This is a genomic window from Amycolatopsis keratiniphila, from assembly GCF_000400635.2.
Lineage (GTDB): Bacteria > Actinomycetota > Actinomycetes > Mycobacteriales > Pseudonocardiaceae > Amycolatopsis > Amycolatopsis keratiniphila.
This window is the reverse complement of record NC_021252.1, coordinates 3,768,545-3,785,189: the sequence shown is the minus strand read 5'-3', so window position 1 is coordinate 3,785,189 and position 16,645 is coordinate 3,768,545. Positions and strand designations below refer to the sequence as shown.

General features: G+C 68.1%; 17 protein-coding genes. 5 read left to right on the top strand and 12 right to left on the bottom strand.

Annotated features, from left to right (window positions below; translation table 11 throughout):
- Positions 1-27: 27 nt before the first annotated feature.
- The 6 genes from AORI_RS58250 to AORI_RS58225 form a co-directional block, all read right to left on the bottom strand.
- Positions 28-2,790, bottom strand: a complete 2,763-nt coding sequence (locus AORI_RS58250) for a DUF5682 family protein (protein ID WP_016333808.1) — start codon at positions 2,788-2,790, stop codon at positions 28-30.
- Positions 2,787-3,899, bottom strand: a complete 1,113-nt coding sequence (locus tag AORI_RS58245) for an ATP-binding protein (RefSeq protein ID WP_016333807.1) — start codon at positions 3,897-3,899, stop codon at positions 2,787-2,789. The genes AORI_RS58250 and AORI_RS58245 overlap by 4 nt, the downstream gene beginning before the upstream one ends.
- Positions 3,900-3,918: 19 nt before the next feature.
- Positions 3,919-5,289 (bottom strand): VWA domain-containing protein, encoded by a 1,371-nt coding sequence (locus AORI_RS58240; RefSeq protein ID WP_016333806.1) that lies wholly within the window; start codon positions 5,287-5,289, stop codon positions 3,919-3,921.
- The gene (locus AORI_RS58235; protein WP_228688369.1) at positions 5,286-6,659 is read right to left on the bottom strand and encodes a hypothetical protein; all 1,374 of its coding nucleotides are present in this window, start codon (positions 6,657-6,659) and stop codon (positions 5,286-5,288) included. The genes AORI_RS58240 and AORI_RS58235 overlap by 4 nt, the downstream gene beginning before the upstream one ends.
- Entirely contained in the window at positions 6,659-7,123 is a 465-nt protein-coding gene (locus AORI_RS58230; RefSeq protein WP_016333804.1) for a hypothetical protein, read from the bottom strand. The genes AORI_RS58235 and AORI_RS58230 overlap by 1 nt, the downstream gene beginning before the upstream one ends.
- 108 nt (positions 7,124-7,231) lie before the next feature.
- Complete coding sequence (locus tag AORI_RS58225; RefSeq protein ID WP_016333803.1) at positions 7,232-7,870, bottom strand: haloacid dehalogenase type II; 639 nt, start codon at positions 7,868-7,870, stop codon at positions 7,232-7,234.
- A 70-nt stretch (positions 7,871-7,940) separates the two neighbouring features.
- Here AORI_RS58225 and AORI_RS58220 point away from each other — a divergent pair, with 70 nt between their 5' ends.
- Entirely contained in the window at positions 7,941-8,495 is a 555-nt protein-coding gene (locus AORI_RS58220) for a CGNR zinc finger domain-containing protein (protein ID WP_016333802.1), read from the top strand.
- A gap of 92 nt (positions 8,496-8,587) precedes the next feature.
- Here AORI_RS58220 and AORI_RS58215 read toward each other — a convergent pair whose 3' ends face one another.
- Positions 8,588-9,475 carry a helix-turn-helix transcriptional regulator gene (locus tag AORI_RS58215; protein ID WP_046199957.1) on the bottom strand — a complete coding sequence of 296 codons (888 nt, stop codon included), beginning with the start codon at positions 9,473-9,475 and terminating at the stop codon, positions 8,588-8,590.
- 102 nt (positions 9,476-9,577) lie between these two features.
- On the opposite strand from AORI_RS58215, the gene AORI_RS58210 reads away from it, so the two are divergent.
- Genes AORI_RS58210 through AORI_RS58200 form a run of 3 tightly spaced genes read left to right on the top strand, consistent with a single transcriptional unit; the run spans position 9,578 to position 11,389 of the window.
- Positions 9,578-9,847, top strand: a complete 270-nt coding sequence (locus tag AORI_RS58210; protein WP_043848086.1) for an Atu4866 domain-containing protein — start codon at positions 9,578-9,580, stop codon at positions 9,845-9,847.
- Complete coding sequence (locus AORI_RS58205) at positions 9,844-10,602, top strand: SDR family NAD(P)-dependent oxidoreductase (RefSeq protein WP_016333799.1); 759 nt, start codon at positions 9,844-9,846, stop codon at positions 10,600-10,602. Before AORI_RS58210 ends, AORI_RS58205 begins: the two co-directional genes overlap by 4 nt.
- 31 nt (positions 10,603-10,633) lie before the next feature.
- The gene (locus AORI_RS58200; RefSeq protein ID WP_016333798.1) at positions 10,634-11,389 is read left to right on the top strand and encodes an SDR family NAD(P)-dependent oxidoreductase; all 756 of its coding nucleotides are present in this window, start codon (positions 10,634-10,636) and stop codon (positions 11,387-11,389) included.
- A 38-nt stretch (positions 11,390-11,427) separates the two neighbouring features.
- Here the strand turns inward: AORI_RS58200 and AORI_RS58195 are convergent, their stop codons facing one another.
- The 3 genes from AORI_RS58195 to AORI_RS58185 all read right to left on the bottom strand — a co-directional run bounded on the left by AORI_RS58195 (position 11,428) and on the right by AORI_RS58185 (position 13,047).
- Positions 11,428-12,150, bottom strand: a complete 723-nt coding sequence (locus AORI_RS58195) for a DUF8017 domain-containing protein (protein WP_016333797.1) — start codon at positions 12,148-12,150, stop codon at positions 11,428-11,430.
- 113 nt (positions 12,151-12,263) lie between these two features.
- Positions 12,264-12,530 (bottom strand): hypothetical protein, encoded by a 267-nt coding sequence (locus AORI_RS58190; protein ID WP_123798418.1) that lies wholly within the window; start codon positions 12,528-12,530, stop codon positions 12,264-12,266.
- Between the two features lie 94 nt (positions 12,531-12,624).
- Positions 12,625-13,047 carry a hypothetical protein gene (locus AORI_RS58185; protein WP_016333795.1) on the bottom strand — a complete coding sequence of 141 codons (423 nt, stop codon included), beginning with the start codon at positions 13,045-13,047 and terminating at the stop codon, positions 12,625-12,627.
- Between the two features lie 201 nt (positions 13,048-13,248).
- On the opposite strand from AORI_RS58185, the gene AORI_RS58180 reads away from it, so the two are divergent.
- The gene (locus tag AORI_RS58180) at positions 13,249-14,223 is read left to right on the top strand and encodes a helix-turn-helix domain-containing protein (protein WP_016333794.1); all 975 of its coding nucleotides are present in this window, start codon (positions 13,249-13,251) and stop codon (positions 14,221-14,223) included.
- 42 nt (positions 14,224-14,265) lie between these two features.
- Here the strand turns inward: AORI_RS58180 and AORI_RS82630 are convergent, their stop codons facing one another.
- Entirely contained in the window at positions 14,266-15,477 is a 1,212-nt protein-coding gene (locus tag AORI_RS82630; protein WP_200870975.1) for a GNAT family N-acetyltransferase, read from the bottom strand.
- 359 nt (positions 15,478-15,836) lie between these two features.
- Positions 15,837-16,556, bottom strand: a complete 720-nt coding sequence (locus AORI_RS58170; RefSeq protein ID WP_016333792.1) for a S1 family peptidase — start codon at positions 16,554-16,556, stop codon at positions 15,837-15,839.
- Positions 16,557-16,645: the final 89 nt, after the last annotated feature.

Genomic DNA, 16,645 nt, shown 5'->3' with positions numbered 1-16,645 from the left:
CGGACTTCCCGGCGACAGCCCATCCGTTCACACTCCGGTGAGCACCTCCTCCAACGCGGCGGCGGAGTCCGGATACCGCTCGAGCAACGCCAACCCCGTGGGCGTGGTGCTCCCCCACGGCTCATCGCAGCCCAGCAGACCCGCCACCGCGTCACACGCCGCCGGATGCGCCGCCAGCAGCGCGAGGCCGCCTTTGGCCTTCCTCGCCACCGCGACGGGTTCCGGCTGGTCGTTCCAAGGCGGAACCCATTCGTCGAGCGCCGCGAGACGGCCGGGGAAGATCCGACCGGCCTCACGCACGAGCAAGGGCACCAGTTCGGCTCCCCGGGACCGCAGGGTGGTGATCAACGTCGGCAACCACGGCAACAGCAACCTGTCCGGAAGCTCGGCGAAGGCGTTCGACACCGCCTCGACGACGAAGTCGGCCAGCCCCGGCGCCGGCTCCAGCGCGTGCACGAACCCGGAGAGGTAGCGCGGATAAGCGGGCAGCACCATCGGGTTCGCCAGCAGTCCGGCGCATCGCTCCCGCAGCTCCGCCCGGGAGAGACGGCCGAGCTGCACCTGCGCCGCCCACAGCAACGCCACTTTCGACGGCTCCTGCGGATGCGATCCGACGATCGCCAGCTCCAGCTGGGTGCGGTCGCATCCCAGCGACAAGGCGAGCGACTCCATGCTGAACAGGAAGCCCAGCATCGCGGCGACCTGCTCGACACCGGCTTCCTCGTCGGCGAAGGCCGCCGGGAGCAGGGTGCAGTAGTGCGCGTACCCCGTCCTGACGAACTCCTCGATCCATCGGGGCAGCACCGGCTCGCTGGTCCGGTAGTGCGCCAGCAACCTGCGCACCCGCCGCAGCACTTCCGGAGCGCCGTCGACGGTCCGTTCGGTGGCCAGCACCTCCAGGGCGCGCGTCCCCAACTCCCCCGCGAGCCGCGCGCTGCGAAGGTAGAGCGTCGCGTCTTCGACCGCTCCGAGCACCTTCGCGGCGGTGGCCTGCGGATGGTACGCAGCGCGCCGAAGCCGTTGCTCCAGCACCTGCTCGACGCTGACCCCCTCGTACCCCAGCTCGATGAGGGCCCGCTGGTGAGTGCCCAGCGCCAGATCCCACGACTCCTGGATCGGCCGCTCGCCGAGCCGCCGCTCGCCCATGATCGGCCTCGCCGCACCGTGCGGCATCAGGTAGCGCAGCATCCACAGCAGATCGGAGCAGGGCTCCAGCTCCGGCCGCGACGCGATGTCGAGCAGCGCCCGCTGCACACCTCGTTGCTGGAGCTTGAGATCCAGCGGCTCCAGCCTGTCGTGCACGTCGCGCGCCAAGGGCGGCAACGCGTCGTACCCGACCTGGCCGATCCGGTCGCCGCCCATCATGATCTCGACGAGGCGGCGTATGTCGCGCCTGCCGGGCACGACGTCCTTCTCGATGCAGGTGACCGCCGCGTCCTGGAAGTCGTACGGTGTCGGCTTGGCCCGGTCACGCATGCCCGCCAGCAGGATCGAGGTCTCGAAGACCGCGATGGCGTCGGCCGTCGAGGACAGGTACCCGTTCCGGCGCGCCGCCCGCACGATCTCGACCGACCAGCCCAGCAGCTCGGCCTCGTCCAGCCGGTCGAGTACCGGAGGTCGTTGCAGGAAGCCGGAAAGCTGGTCCGATGGGTCCACTGCCACCGGATCCGGTGTCGGCGCGGGCAGCTCCGCGGCCTTCTTCCGCTTCGGGCCGCCCACCTGCCCTTCCAGCTGGAACTGCTTCACCTTGGTGCGCTTGAGGTTCTTGGCCCACTCGGTCGCAGCGATCGACACCGATCCCCCGGCGAGCCCGAACTGCGCCTCGATCGAGGCGTGGCTCGACGGGATCAGCCCGTACTGCCAGGTGCTCTCACTGCGCGGGCTGATCACGAACCCGTCCGCACCTTCGACGCCGAACTCCGCGACCCGGCTGGCGGCGTGGAAGGCGCCGCAGACGTAGAGGCACTCCGCCGGGTCCGCCCCTGACGCGGCGAGGTGCTCGCGCATGCGGGTCCACATGTAGCGCTCGCGGTCTTCGTCCACCCGGACGTGCCGGGTGTCCCCCGGCGCGAGACGGCGGAACAGGCTGCCGATCAGGAACATGACCTGGCGATAGGTGTCGTGGTCGCTGTCACCGAGCGGCAGCTCGACGTACTGGTGCCACCACTCCGACCAGTGCCGCACCCGCCCGTGCCGCAGCAGGTGTTCCTCGAGTTCGGCGAACCGGGGCCGAAGATCGCCGATCTCGACACCGACCGCGTCACCGTGCAGCGCCGCCTCCTCCTCGGCGGGCGGAGCGTCCGGATCGGAGGACGGCACACGCTCGTCCCACTGGAAGACATGGTCCGCCGACCGGTCGACGAGCACGAGTTCGACGCCCGGGGTGTCGAGGGCGTACGCGATCGCCTGGTACTCCGCCGAAGCCTCGGTGATCGGCGCGACCACGGACAAGGGCGCCCACTCCGCGGGGAACCCCTTCACCTCCGTCGCGAACGCCTGCACCGCCACGGGAAGACGGCAGTTGCGCAGCTCGGTCAGCAACGGCGCCATGTCCTCGCACAGTTCGAGGTAGACCACCTTCGGCTGTTTCTCCCGCAGCCGCCGTGCCATCGCGACGGCGGAAGCCGGGGAATGGTGGCAGACCGGGAAGATCTCCAACGGCTCGCGCACCGCGCGGTCGACGTCGTCGACGAGTCCGAGCAGGATGCCCTCCAGTGCGCCGGGCCCGTCGGCGAAGGCGGCCGCGGCCTCCTGCAACTGGCCGCGCAACGCCTCGAAGGCGCCGCTCACGAGAGGGAGGCGATCGCGTCGCGGCCGCCGTCGAGGAACTCCGGCCAGTCCCCGCCCTCGTCCTTGCTGCGCGGCTCGACGACGCCGTGCAGGTACTTGTTGAGGATCGCCAGATCCTCCGGCTCACGACGGGCGAGCGATCCGACCAGCGACGACGCCAGGGTGCGGGCGGTGAGCGCGCGTTCCCCGAAGAAGTTGCTGTGCAGCACCGCGTCTTCGAGCACGCCGATCTGTTCGGCCGTGGACAACGCGGACTCCAGCTTCTCGTCGTCGCTGCCCGCCGACGCCGCCGCGGCGCGAAGGTCGCCGAAGCTGCGCAGCAGCACATCGAGCAGCGTCGGCGGCACGTCCAGCTCGATCTGGTGGCGGCGCAGGAGTTCCTCGGTGCGGAAGCGGACGATCTCCGCCTCGCTCTTCTTGTTCGTCACCACTGGGATTCGGACGAAGTTGAAGCGGCGTTTGAGCGCGGACGACAGATCGTTGACCCCGCGGTCGCGGCTGTTGGCAGTGGCGATCACGGAGAAGCCGGGCTTGGCGAAGACGATGCCGTCGCTGTCCAGCTCCGGTACCGAGATGTACTTCTCCGACAGGATCGAGATCAGCGCGTCCTGCACGTCGCTGGTGGACCGCGTCAGCTCCTCGAACCGGCCGATCGAGCCCGCCTCCATCGCGGTCATGATCGGCGACGGGATCATCGACTCGCGGGACTGGCCCTTCGCGATGACCATCGAGACGTTCCACGAGTACTTGATGTGGTCCTCGGTGGTGCCGGCGGTCCCCTGCACGACGAGGGTCGAGTTGCGGGAGATCGCGGCGGCCAGCAGCTCGGCGAGCCAGCTCTTGCCGGTGCCCGGGTCACCGATCAGCAGGAGCCCGCGGTCCGAGGCGAGCGTGACGATGGCCCGTTCGACGATGCTCCGGTCGCCGAACCACTTCTGCGAGATCTCACGGTCGAGGCCGTCGGCGCGCTCGGATCCCAGGATGAACAGGCGCAGCATCTTCGGGGACAGGCGCCAGGCGAACGGCTTGGGGTTGTCGTCGACCGACTCCAGCCAGTCCAGCTCTTCGGCGTACTTGATCTCGGCGGGGGCGCGCAACAGGTCGGACATGTCGTGCCTTTCGGGGAGTTCAGGAGGTGAGGAAAGTCTTGAGTTCGTGGACGAGTTTGGTGATGTGGCCGGAGATCACGGGCGTGCCGAGATCCTTGAAGCGCTCACGGAACCAGGGATTGACGCTGCCCCGGCCGGCGCTGGTGACCGAACCGACCGGGATGAACTTCGCCCCGGACCGGTGGATCGCGGCCATGCTTTCGAAGAGCTGCTCGACGCGGGTCTCGTAGAAGTCCGAGATCCACACCACCACGGTGTTCGCCGGTTCGGCGATCTTCGGCTGGGTCAGTCCCATCGCGACCATGCCGTCGTTGCCGCCGCCCAGATTGGTGCGCAGCAGCGTCTCGAACGGATCGTGGACCCATGGCGTGAGGTCGAGCGCCTGTGTGTCGTAGGCGATCAGATGAACGTCCACTTTGGGCAGTCCGGCGAAGATCGAGGCCAGCACGGCGCAGTTGACCATCGAGTCGACCATGGAGCCGGACTGGTCGACGACCGCGATGAGGCGCTGCGGTGTGGTCTTCTTCGCGGTCTGCTTGTAGTAGAGGCGATCGACGTAGAGCCGTTCCTCTTCCGGGCTCCAGTTGGTGAGGTTCTTCCAGATGGTGCGATCGAGGTCGAGGTTGCGGAAAACGCGCTTCGGCGGGACCGAACGATCCACCTTGCCCGTCGAGGCCTTCTCGACCTGGGTCCGCAGGACCTCCGCGATCTCGTCGACGTAGCGCCGGATGAGCGACTTGGCGTTGGCCAACGCCACTCCGGACAGATTGTCCTTGTCCCGCAACAACTGTTCGATGAGGGACATACTCGGGCTCAGCTTCGCCGCGAGCGCGGGATCGGCGAGGACCTCGCGCAGATGCATCCGCTTGACGAGGTCCGCCTCGATGTCGCCGAGGTCCGGGCCGATGGCCGGGAGCAGGGTGCTCAGATCGGGTGTGCCGCCCCCGCCTGTGCCACCGAGCCCGGTCGGAGCGCCTCCGGAACGACCACCGCGCAACTCGCCCGGGCGGCAGCCGAGCGCGCGCTCCAGCCAGCCCGCGTCGGACTGCCAGCAGGACAGCCGGCCGGCGGTCACCGTGTGCGGCGGCTGAGCGAAGACGTTCAACAGCACCTTCGACACGAGCGCCGCGCGCCGCACCTCCGCCGCCTTGTCCCGGCCGTCCTCGGCTTCGGGGACCATCAGGCCGTCGAACTCGGCGGCCAGCTCCGGATGACGCTGGACGACCGAGTCGACCGCGACGTTCGGATCCAGCAGCGCCGACGGCAAGCCGATGTCCTCGACCACGGCCACACTCGCCGACTCGAGCGCGGCCTGCTCCTCGGTGTCGAAGAGCCGGGCGAGCAGCCGCCAGTACAGGACCTGGCGGCGGTTGTCCTCGGGTTCGGTCATTTCCGCAGCAACCTTCCGGCGCGCTCGCGCAGCACGGCCGCGGCGTCGGTGGCCGCCTTCTCGGCTTTCACCCCGGCCTTGTCCGTGGTGCCGCCGGCCCAGGCTCCGGCGTGCACGGCGGTGGTCTTCTTCCGCACGGTGGTCTCGACGGCGAGCGGCTGGAGGCGGAATCCACCGTCCCACCGGATCAGGCCGATGCACGCGCTGGAACTCGCGACGGCCTTCGGTGTCAGCGGACCGGCCGCCGGGATGCGGTCGGTCTCGACGAAGAGCCGATTCCCGGCGAAGAGGAACGTGACCTCGTCTTCGTCACCCTCGATGTCGTAACCCTCGAGGAAGACAGGAACGGCGATCCGCACCGGATGCCGGTCCAGTGGCGCGACCGCCGGGGTGACGGCCTTCGGCAGAACGACGCGCGCCGTGGAGAAGGCGTCCGCGGGCTCGCCGAGGCGGGCGTGCTCGTCCTGCCAGAGCAAGTCGCCCTCGGCGGTGACCGGCATGCCGGCGAGGTCCATGGAGCGGCCCTCGCTGATCGCCGTGAGCAGGGAAAGATGCGGGCGCAGCAACTGCCAGATCCCGGCGCCGATGATCGTGTCCGGTTTGGGCACGGTTACGTTCGCACGCACGAGACGGGGCGCCGTGCCGTCTTCGGGTTCGAACACGGCGTGGACCTGGGCCTGTGCGGCCGTCGAGTGTTCCAGCAGGTCGACCCCGAGCGGCAGTAAGCGGCCGGTGACCGTGCCGACCTCCGGCGCCGCCATGGGCAGGGTCAGAATCATCGCCCGCGACCACAGATCGCCCCAGCGCCGGGCGGGGACGCGCTCCAGCGCCGCACCAGGACACGACGCCGCGAGCTCGGCCGCGAAACCGTCGAGCAGCACGGCCAGCCGGCGCAGGCTCGGCTCGGCGAGCAGCGCCGAGATCACCTGCGCCGAGCCCGAGATGAGGTCGTGGTCGATACCCTGCCAACCGGCACGGGCAAGGTCCGAGAGCCACGACCGAGCGGCCGCCAGCAGATTCGGCGAATCAGTCGCGGAAGCCGGCCGGGTCGAGTCCTCGCCCTGCGGCCGACCAGTCGCTTCGGCAAGGCGCGCGAAGACCGCGTCGTGCACGGAGCCGAACACCGCTGTCCTCGCCGCTGCAAGGGAAACGAAGTGTTCCTCCCCCGCCGCACCGGCCGCAGTCTTCTCTGCCGCCTCCGCGACGCGCGCCGCCAAGGGCGATCCGGCGACGGCATCGGCGAGCTCGGTCAGACCGGCGATCTTCTGAGGACGAAGCAACCCGGTGACGAGCACGTCGTCGAAGGCGTCGACAACCGCCAGCGCCTCGTCGAGGCCCGCGATGGGATCGGTGAGCAGATCGACGCGCATCAGACCACCGCCGCCCTGGTCGACGGGAACCACTGAAGCTCCGGCACCGGCGCCGTCGACGCTTCGAATTCCAGGTATGCCAAGTGCCGCAGGAATTGGCTGAACACGGAAGCCGCGGCGGTGCTGTCACCCTGCGACGGCCGTGTCGCGCCCATGGTCTGCGAAATGGCCTGAGCTGTCGGCTCGGGAACCTCGACGCGCAGGTACCGCGCTACTCGCTCGGCACCGTATTGAAGGGTGGATTCGTTGATCAGGGCGAGAATGTGGTTGCAGAACATCCCCCGCGCCCCGCCGCACGGCCGGTTGTTGTTGGTACTACAGGAGAATTCGTACGTGCTCGCCGCGACAGACGAGACGTACACCCGGCCGATGTCCGACCCGCTGGACACCACGCCCTGCACCCGTCCGTCGGCCAGTTCGACGAACGGGACCTTCGCGAGCTTGCGCGGGCGAGCGGGTGGCAAAACCCGGGCCGTGCTTGCTCTTTCCCAGTCTGACAACGCATCTTCTCCTTGCGGGGGTGCCTCGGTGGGGACTGGGATGAACCTAGCGGGAGGCACCGACAGTTTTGATCACATCCGAAGTTTTGCGAGCTGAACGGCCAGATCGGCGAGGCCGTCGGCGTGGAAGTCGAACCGGTCCGCCTCGGACGGCGGGTCGCCTACGGGCCTCGCGACGTAGGCGGTCCGGAGACCGGCGCTCTGCGCTCCCCTCAGGTCCCACGCGTGGGTGGCGACCATCAGCAGCCGCTCCGGCTTCGTCCTGGCCACGTCGACGGCCAACTGGTAGACCGCCGGATCCGGCTTGTAGGTCTGCGCCTCCTCCGCGGAGAGCGCTTGATGCCACCGGAGGCCGGCATGGGCGTTGATCCGGAGCAGGCTCGTCCGGCTGGCGTTGGAGAGGCCGATCAGCGTGTGGTGTTCAGCGAGCTTCGCCAGCCCTTCGACGGAGTCGGGCCACGGCGAGAGCTTCGGCACCACGTCCGTCTTAGTGGCGAGCTGGGCCGCTTCGCGGTCGAGAACGTCACTCGGGACGTACGGCCGCTCCCCCGCGACGATGCGCCGCTGCTCGGTTTCGACGTGGCCTTGCCACAGCCTGACCAGCTCGTCGGCGTCGGCATCCGGCGCGGCCTGCTGGACGGCCGCGTGGATCCCGGCCGGCTCGTCGACGAGCGTGCCGAGAATGTCGAACACCAACGCGTCAATCTCCACGATGAACCTCCCGGTAAGGGTTAAAGTGTCAGTTAACCGCGAACGTACGAGAGGCCGGTAAGGGATGCAAGTGGCGTTAGACGATTACGTCTGGGCGGCGGGCGTCGCGACCGACCTGGTCAACACTGCGCCGGAGGTGTGGCACGGGGCGGACAAGCTGCCTGACCTGGCGACTGTTGCCGCCTTCGCCGAGCAGCACTCGATACCCGTGAGCACGCGGCCTGGTGACCTGCGCGCCGTTCACCGGCTGCGTGCCACAGTGCGCGATCTGATCGACCATCCGGCCCAGGCACGCCTCATCACCGGCGCCACCTCGCTCACCTCGTCGGTCGGTGACGTCTCCCTCGATGCCACCTCGGGCCGCTCTCGATGGACCGTTTCGCTCCGACAGGGCGCGACCGTCGTCGACGCGCTTTCCCTGATCTGCGGTGTCGGGATACTCGGCGTCGTCCAGTCACTCGACGTGGCACGGTTCCGCGCCTGTGGCGCGCCGGCTTGCCAGGGTGTCTTCATCGACACGACGCGTCCCGGACGGCGGCGCTATTGCATGCCAGGACTCTGCGGGAACCGCGTCAACGTGGCGAATCATCGGGCGCGTAAGGCGTCCGAACTTCACCACGCTTGAGCCGTCCGACAAAGGCGGCGAGATCGCGCTGGTGCGGCTGTCGGCAGGCAACCCGAAGGACCTCGCGGCCCCAACACCCGAGAAATTGTCCATCAACGCCATCGGTCAGCGGCTCCTGGCTTGAGCGGCGCAGAATCCAAGGTGTCGACCGTGCGCGTGTGGTTTGTGGCGGCGTGGAGGCTGCTCAGCAGTGCGAGGGTGTGGGCGCTGGGTGTGGCGGGTTCGGCGTGGTAGATGATCAGTTGCTGACCGGGGGCGCTGCGCACGTCGAATGCCTGGTAGGCAAGGGTGAGCGGGCCGACGTCGGGGTGTACGAGGTGTTTGGGTTCGCGGGTCTTTCCGCGCACCTGGTGGGTTTCCCACAAGTCGCGGAATTGCGCACTGCCTTCGCTCAGTTCGGCCACGAGGTGCCGCAGGGCGGGGTCGTGCGGGTTGAGACCTGCGGCCACCCGCAGGTTCGCCACGGTGGCCTGTGCGGTCCAGTCCCAGCGCGCGTAGAACTGTCGTCCCGCGGGGTCGAGGAAGGTCATACGGGCGAGGTTGTCCACCGCGCGGAATGGTGAAAACAGCGCGTCGGCGAGGGCGTTGGTGGCCAGTACGTCGAGGATGCGGTTGAGCACGAAGGCCGGGGTGTGCGGGTAGCCGTCCATGAGTTGCCTCAGTTCGGGGCTCACGGTCTGAAGTACCGGAGCGGGCGTGTCGTCCGGTGTGGCACCGGCCAGCCGGTACAGGTGCTCGCGGGCGTCGGGGTCGAGATCCAGTGCGCGGCACAGGGCGTCGAGCACTTGCGGTGACGGGTGGGTCTCGCGGCCCTGTTCCAGCCGGGTGTAGTAGTCGACGTTCACTCCGGCGAGCACGGCGACTTCTTCGCGGCGCAGCCCGGTCACCTTGCGACGGCCGGAGTACAGCACGCCCGCGTCTTCCGGAGATCGTTGTGCACGGCGCGCTCGCAGGAACGCTCCCAGCTCACCACTGCCCATGGCGATCATGCTAGATCGCTGCGCGTCCGGTTGGGTGGGTGCGGCGCACCCAGCCACCACACGTCCTGCCATCGCTTTTCGCCGTCGCCGACGCTGGTCGGTATGACAAGCGATATCGACGTGGTCGGCATGTGGGTCACCGCGGACGGGCATATCCGGCAGGAGCTGCGCGCCGACGGGCGCTACGACGAAGCACGCGGCGAACGGCGTAGCGCGTACACCGGTCGCTACACCGTGACCGGGAACCACCTCGACTACGTGGACGACACCGGCTTCACCGCGACGGGCGACATCCGCGACGGCGTGCTCCACCACGAGCATCTCGTCCTGTATCGCGAGTCCGCCGCCGATCACCGGCAGGCCCGGCGATGAGCCTGCCACCGATCTCTGGCGACTTGGCGGGCAAGGTCGCGTTGGTCACTGGTGCCGCCCGCGGGGTCGGCGCGGCCACGGTCGCCTGGTTGCATGCACACGGCGCGCGAGTGCTGGCGACTGACCTCCGCCCCGAGGTGAATGGTCTCGCCACCCGGTTCGACCGCGTGTCCGCCCTGGTCGGCGACGTGTCCCGAGAGGACACCGCGGTGCGATCGGTGGCCGCGGCCATCGACCGGTTCGGCAGTGTGGACATCCTGGTCAGCAACGCCGGTCGATCCGTGAACAAGCCGATCACCGAGACCACCGCGACCGACTGGGACGAGCTGATGTCGATCAACGCCCGAGGGGCGTTTCTGCACGCCCGGGAAGCATTCCGGGTCATGCGCGAACACGGCGGGGGTGTGATCGTCACCGTCGGGTCGTTCGCCTGCACCGTCGGGTTGGCCGAGGCCGCGGCCTACAGCGCGGCCAAGGGAGCGTTAGCGCAGTTGACCAAGGTGCTCGCGCTGGAGGGCGGACCGCACGGCATCCGGGCCAACGTCGTCGCCCCCGGTGTGATCGAGACCGACATGCTCGACAACTTCCGGGCCGACAGCCGGGAGTATCTGCGCTCCTTCGGCGACGCCCACTCCCTCGGCCGCGTCGCGCAGCCCGACGAGATCGCCGAGGTGATCGGTTTTCTGGCGTCGCCCCGCTCCAGCTTCATCACCGGCGCGGTCGTCGCCGCCGACGGCGGCTACACCGCCGCCTGACTCCTAGCAACAACGAGAGAAGGAGCACGTCATGCGTGGACGCCTCGACGGCAAAGTCGCATTGATCACGGGCGCGACCGGTGGCATCGGACAAGCCACCGCAGAACTGTTCGCCCGAGAAGGAGCCAGCCTGGTCGTCACCGACATCTCCCAGGACACCACGGACGAGCTCGCCGCACGCCTGGAAGCCGAGGGCACCGATGCGCTGGCCGTCCGGTTGGATGTCTCCTCGCCGGAGAATTGGAGCGCGGCGATCGAGCTGACCCGGCGGCACTTCGGCCGCCTGGACATCTTGGTCAACATCGCCGGTGTCCTGGACTGGCCCGGCATCGAGGAGACCACAAAGGACGGCTGGGACCAGGTGGTCGCGATCAACCAGACCGGCACGTGGCTCGGGATGAAGACCGCCATGCCCCTGCTGCGCGCCTCCGGCAACGCCTCCATCATCAATACCTCCTCAGTGCTCGGCTTGGTCGGCAGTGGAGCCGCCGCCGCGTACCAGGCGACCAAGGGAGCAGTGCGGCTGCTGACCAAGACCGCCGCCGTCGAATACGCCACCCGCGGCGTCCGGGTCAACTCGGTGCACCCCGGGGTCGTCGCCACCCCGATGATCCAAGCCCTGCTCGACGAGCAGGGCGACCGGCAACCCGACATCATGCGCACCCCAATGCGGCGTGCGGGCGACCCCGCCGAGATCGCTCCCTCGATACTGTTCCTGGCCGGTGACGAATCCTCGTTCATCACCGGAACCGAACTCGTCATCGACGGCGGACTCACCGCACACTGATGGCCAGCCCTGGGTCTGCACCTATGCCGGATATCCGCTCATGCCGCGAGGCGCGCGCTGTCCGCGATCCTGGTGAGGTCCTCTTCGGCAGGCGAGTCCGGCATCTGCAGGTCACCCCACACCACGACCAGCAGCGTCCCCTGCGCGGTGGGCAAGGCGACCACTCGGTAGGTGGTCGACGGCGGGTCGCACTCGTCCCTGCCGTGCGGGGTGACCGTGCCCTGCACCTGCGCCCCGCCGTCCGGGCGGCGTCCGACAGGGCCGGAAGACACCTGACCGCCGCTGCGGAAAGCCCGCGTTCCCCGATACATCAACGCGTCCGCCGCGGCCGCCATCGGATCGGTGATACGCGCCCGGTCGAGGTACAACTGGCCGAGGATGGCTTTCGGATTCGCTGCGCAGTAGCCCGGTTTGTACCGCGCGCCTCGGGTTCGAGCGTCCGGGATGAAGGTTCCGTCGACCGGCTGCCAGGTGGGTGGCACCTCGACGAACACGCCGAGCCCGAGCTCCAGGGTCTTCCAGCCGGGCGCCGGCGGGGTTCGGGAGGTACCGCTCTCGCTGATAGGCCAGAATGAGGCAGCGCTGTCGTCCTTGCTGTTCAGGAACACCAGCAGCCCGGCCACCAGACCGGCGATCACCACCAGCACGCCGACGGCGATCCCCGCGAGCATCCCCGTGCGACGCCGTTTCGGCGAAGGCGCCGGGTAATCGGGCTGGGACGGGAAATCCGGAAACCACTGCTGCTGCCCCTGTCGTTCCACGAGCGCAGGCTAGCCCTCTGCCACACGGTTCCGGCGCCGCTGTCCGCATCCTGCCAACGTCCTGTCACGCCGACGAGACGACCATTGAGCGACCGGTGGCAGTGCACGGCAAGTCATATTTCGTAGGGATAGACCCTGATCTTTTCAGGCTTCAGGTTGATCTCGACCCACGCGCCGGCCATCCCTCGAGGCAGGCCCTCGATATGGCCGAGGTCGATCACCACGTCGACCAGCTCCAAGTGCGCCAGTGGCGGCTCGGCCTCAATCTCGATGAGGCCGAGCCGTCCCCGGTAGAAGATTCCGCGTTCGTCCTGGTGAATGCACGGTTCCTCGACTGCGGCCGGCGAGCAGTTGGCCCCCCACTGGAACTCCTCGTCCAACTCCCACTCGATGTGGTGCTCGCCGGCCGCTGTCTCCAGGTTTCCGGCCCAAGACGCCGGAGCAGTCACTCCTCGCCGATGGAGTTTCGGATCGTCACATGCAGTTCGTGAGTCCCCAGTTGTGGGTTTCCACCGGCGGGAATTGACTCGGGCTTACCGCCCAGCCGACGGTGGCCCCACCCGGGACCACGGCGCACGAGCCGACATAGGTGTAAAAGCCGTCGAATGCGACGGCTCGACCGAAGGGAGTGAGACGCAGGCGAAGCGTGCCGCAGTTGTTGTAGTACACGTAAATCGTGGTGTTCACGCCGCCGGGCTGCTCGACTGTCGTGTTGCAGGCCCGTCTCTGAGACGAGACCTCGACGGTATTCAACACCCGGGCTTTCGCTTCGGGGCCGGCGATTTCGGCCACGGGCCGACCGTCGTCGGCGAGCGCGATACCGACGGGAACCAGTGCGACACCGCAGCCGATACCCGCAGCGAGCAGGAGAAGCCGAATTCGTGCGCTGAATGACATAGGTTTTCCTTTCGAGTCCTTGATGCGGAGGTAGTCCTACGTCGATCACGTCGTCAACTTTCCCGGACTACGGCATGGATGTCGTTCGCACTCCGTCGCCATCGCTGAGCATTCAGTCGCCGATCTTTCGACCGAATGCCTGCTGCCTTTCGCTTCCAAGGGCAGCACACTGGCCGTAGGCGATCATCGAGAAGGGGGAAGATGCTCACCACGATGGACTTCCGGACCGATGACTTGCCTGTCTCGGACCGGGTCGACGCCTTCTTCGGCCGCCTCAGTGCGAACGTGCTCGTCAAGCTCCGCGGTGATCACCGGCCTGACCTGCGATCGGATCAACGCGTGCTGAGTATGGGCGGCTTGGTCGTGTCGGCGATGACCGGCACGGTGCCGTCGATGCTCCTGCGGCGTACGCCGGCCATCGTCGCACGCGCTGACACGGAAGAGATCCGGCTGTCGTTCTCCGTGGAATCCCGGAGCATAGGGATCGGAAAGGACGACGTCGTGCTCCGCCCGGGCGATTGGTCGGTCGTGGATTCCGCGCTGCTCTACGACATCCCGGTGGTAGGCGGAACCCACACCGAAACGTCACTAGGAGTGCCCTACAGCCGGATCCCCGTGCGACGAAGCCGGATCGAGCGACTGGTCGGCCACCCGCTAGACGGAAAATCGGGTTACGGCGCTCTCCTGGCCCAAGTGCTGACCCAGATCGTGCGGGACGCGGCCTCGTATCGCCCCGAGGACGCGGCACAGCTGGAGACAACGGTCATGGACCTGGTGACCGCGCTCTGCTGCCGGGCTTTGGACAGTGGCTCGTCCGTGCCGGCCGAGAGCCGGCGCCGCACTCTCGTCCTCCGGATCCGGAACTTCGTGCGAGAGAACCTGCACGACCCCGGGCTGACACCCGGTTCGATCGCCGCGGCCCACCACATCTCCCGCAGCCACCTGCACAACCTTTTCAAGGACCAGGAAGAGACGGTCGCGGCCTGGATCAGACGACAGCGCCTGGAACGGGCCGCCCATGATCTGGCCGACCCCGCCCTGCTCGACACGCCCGTGCACACGATCGCGGCGCGCTGGGGATTTCCCCGGCCGGCTGACTTCACCCGAGCGTTCCGAGCCGACCGCGGAGTCACTCCCCGCGAACACCGTCGGCGGCATGTTCTCCCGCCCGGATGACCCAGCGGCACGACCGGCCGGGCGCTGCCGGGGATGTATCCACTAGCGCCAGCGCATCATGTAGGTAGGTCCGCGGTCGTCGTGGCGCGCATCGCGTTCGTCGAAACGCCATTGCGCGAACATCGTTCGTGCCATGGCGGGCGGCGTGGTACGGCGAACCTCCAGCAACGCGTCGAGCTCAACGAGGCGCGCGGGTTTACGGTCCCCCGCATCCCACGCTTTCACATAGAGACGCCAGCCTTCCTGTTCGAGGGCGAAACTCTCGTCGTCGATCGGCCAGACGGAGAACTGATCACCGTCCTCGAACAAGCTGTTCAGCCTGACGAAGTAGTGGGGAACGCCGGAGATGTCGGCGACACCGGCTTGCGGGCCGTCGTAGCGCTCGTTTTCCACGTGGACGTGTTCGAAGCCGATGGAGATCAGCTGCTCCCGCGTGGTGTGGCCGCGGTCTTCCAACGGAACGATCGGGACGGGGTACTCGGTGTACCAGCCACCGGAGCGGAAACCGAGCCCGCGGTACACCGGCTCGTCGTCGGCGGACGCTCGGATCGCCACGGTGTCGTAACCGGCGGCGCGAGCCCTGTCCACAGCGGCCAAGGCCATGGCGCCGCCGAATCCCCGGCGCCGGGAGGCGGGCAGTGTGGAGATGTTGTAAATACCGGCGACCTCGGCGTGCAGGAAAATCTCGCCTGCGCTCACCGGCTCGCCATGGTGGTAACCGAGCAGATAGTGCGCCGGGCAGTCCTCGGCGAGGGCGGACGGAGTCACACGATCGTAGAACTCCACAACGGTGACGGCTGGTGGATTCCAGTCGGCGGCCAGGATTCGGGCGTAGTCGGCGAGTTCCTCCGGGGTGCGGACGCGGCGGATCTCCAGATCCGGGTACGGCCCTGCACCCGAGATGTCCGCGGTGCGGGCACACATCGCGGCTTCCCTCTTCCCTGCCATCAGTTCGACGAAGCCGAACGGCATATCCGCGGAATTCGGACCGGCCGACCACGAGAAGGCCCGGCCGGTCAAACGCAGCTTGAACGCCGTGAGGGAGAGACGGTTCTTCACCTCATCCGGCGCGAAACGAGCGTTCGCGACGATGTTGAAGATCTCGGCACCGGTACCGACATCACCTTCGATACCGCTGTCGGCGATCACCAGATCATCGGTTTCCGTAACGGTCATACCTTTGGTACGTCGATGCAGGTGACAGGCATGTTCGGCAACGTTCGCCTCGATGCGCTCCGCGAGCCCGGCATCCATGGGCTCACCGTACGGTCGTGGTCGGCCCCTGACCACACAATTTGCCACCGGACTCCGTTCGGTGTACATCGTTCGGCAGGCTCAATTCGTGTTCGGCAACGGTGCACGAGACGAGAGCGGGCAGCGCGGAAGGGCGTCGGCGGGTCCCGTTGGTCCAGGTCCGCGACGACGCCGATCCTGCCTTCCGCCGCCAAACCCGGCCGGACGTCGCACCGTGTGCACTCCGCCATGCCTTACGCCTGCGGCGGCCAACCGGGCGGCGGTGACGTCGAGTCGGACGAGCAGAACATCAGGATGTGCAAGCCAGCGAGCGGGGCCCTTCCCGACAAAGCCGAGAAGGGCCCCGCTACAACCGAACCTCAGACCCCGGCGATCTGCTGGATCCAGGGCCGGTACCGCGTGATGTTCGTGTACGCGGTCGTCGTCTGCCGGTCGCTCGTCGAGGCGACGCCGACCTGACGGCCGGAGGCGAACATCGGGCCGCCCGAGTCCCCACCGGCGGTGATGCCGTCGCCGCGGCGCGCGCACACCGCGATGCCACCGTTGTAGTCACGGCAAGAGACCGACGTGACCGAGACGTTGGCGACCTTCAGGTAGCGCGACTGGCAGTTGATCTCCGAGCCGCACTGGCTCGTCGCGCCCCAGCCGTAGACCTGGACGGTCTGGCCGACGGAGACGTTGGCGGTGGTGCCCAGCGGCGAGTAGGTGGCGTTGACCGACGTCGTCAGCTTCACGATCGCGAGGTCCGCGCTCGGGTGGCGGGTGACGGTGGAGCCGGTGGCCATGGTGCCGCCACTCTGCTGGTCGAGGCTGCCGATCCGGAAGGTGAACGTGCCGCTGCTGGCCACGCAGTGCTTCGCGGTCAGGATGTACTGCGGCGCGATGATCGTCGAGGTACACGTTTGCCGGCCGTTGGCGAAGAGCCTGGCCGCCCACGGGCCGCTCGTCGCGTTCTGGCCGCCGATGATCATCGGCTGGACGTCGGAGGACGTTTCCGCGGCGGACGCCACGGGGGCGGTGACGCCGAGCAGCGCCGCGAAGGCGGTGCCGGCGATCAGTGCGAAGGAGCGAAGTCGCATGGTTCCGACTCATTTCTGCGGCCGGGATCCGGCCGCGCGATGGGGACGGGGTGTGCTGATTCTGGGACGCGGCAAGAGAAACCGGAAAC

Excerpts from the sequence above, each read along its gene's own strand:
- AORI_RS58245 (WP_016333807.1), bottom strand. The coding sequence starts at position 3,899 with ATGTCCGACCTGTTGCGCGCCCCCGCCGAGATCAAGTACGCCGAAGAG.
- AORI_RS58240 (WP_016333806.1), bottom strand. The coding sequence starts at position 5,289 with ATGACCGAACCCGAGGACAACCGCCGCCAGGTCCTGTACTGGCGGCTG.
- AORI_RS58235 (WP_228688369.1), bottom strand. The coding sequence starts at position 6,659 with ATGCGCGTCGATCTGCTCACCGATCCCATCGCGGGCCTCGACGAGGCG.
- AORI_RS58215 (WP_046199957.1), bottom strand. The coding sequence starts at position 9,475 with ATGGGCAGTGGTGAGCTGGGAGCGTTCCTGCGAGCGCGCCGTGCACAA.
- AORI_RS58210 (WP_043848086.1), top strand. The coding sequence starts at position 9,578 with ATGACAAGCGATATCGACGTGGTCGGCATGTGGGTCACCGCGGACGGG.
- AORI_RS58205 (WP_016333799.1), top strand. The coding sequence starts at position 9,844 with ATGAGCCTGCCACCGATCTCTGGCGACTTGGCGGGCAAGGTCGCGTTG.
- AORI_RS58200 (WP_016333798.1), top strand. The coding sequence starts at position 10,634 with ATGCGTGGACGCCTCGACGGCAAAGTCGCATTGATCACGGGCGCGACC.
- AORI_RS58185 (WP_016333795.1), bottom strand. The coding sequence starts at position 13,047 with ATGTCATTCAGCGCACGAATTCGGCTTCTCCTGCTCGCTGCGGGTATC.
- AORI_RS58180 (WP_016333794.1), top strand. The coding sequence starts at position 13,249 with ATGCTCACCACGATGGACTTCCGGACCGATGACTTGCCTGTCTCGGAC.
- AORI_RS82630 (WP_200870975.1), bottom strand. The coding sequence starts at position 15,477 with ATGGATGCCGGGCTCGCGGAGCGCATCGAGGCGAACGTTGCCGAACAT.
- AORI_RS58170 (WP_016333792.1), bottom strand. The coding sequence starts at position 16,556 with ATGCGACTTCGCTCCTTCGCACTGATCGCCGGCACCGCCTTCGCGGCG.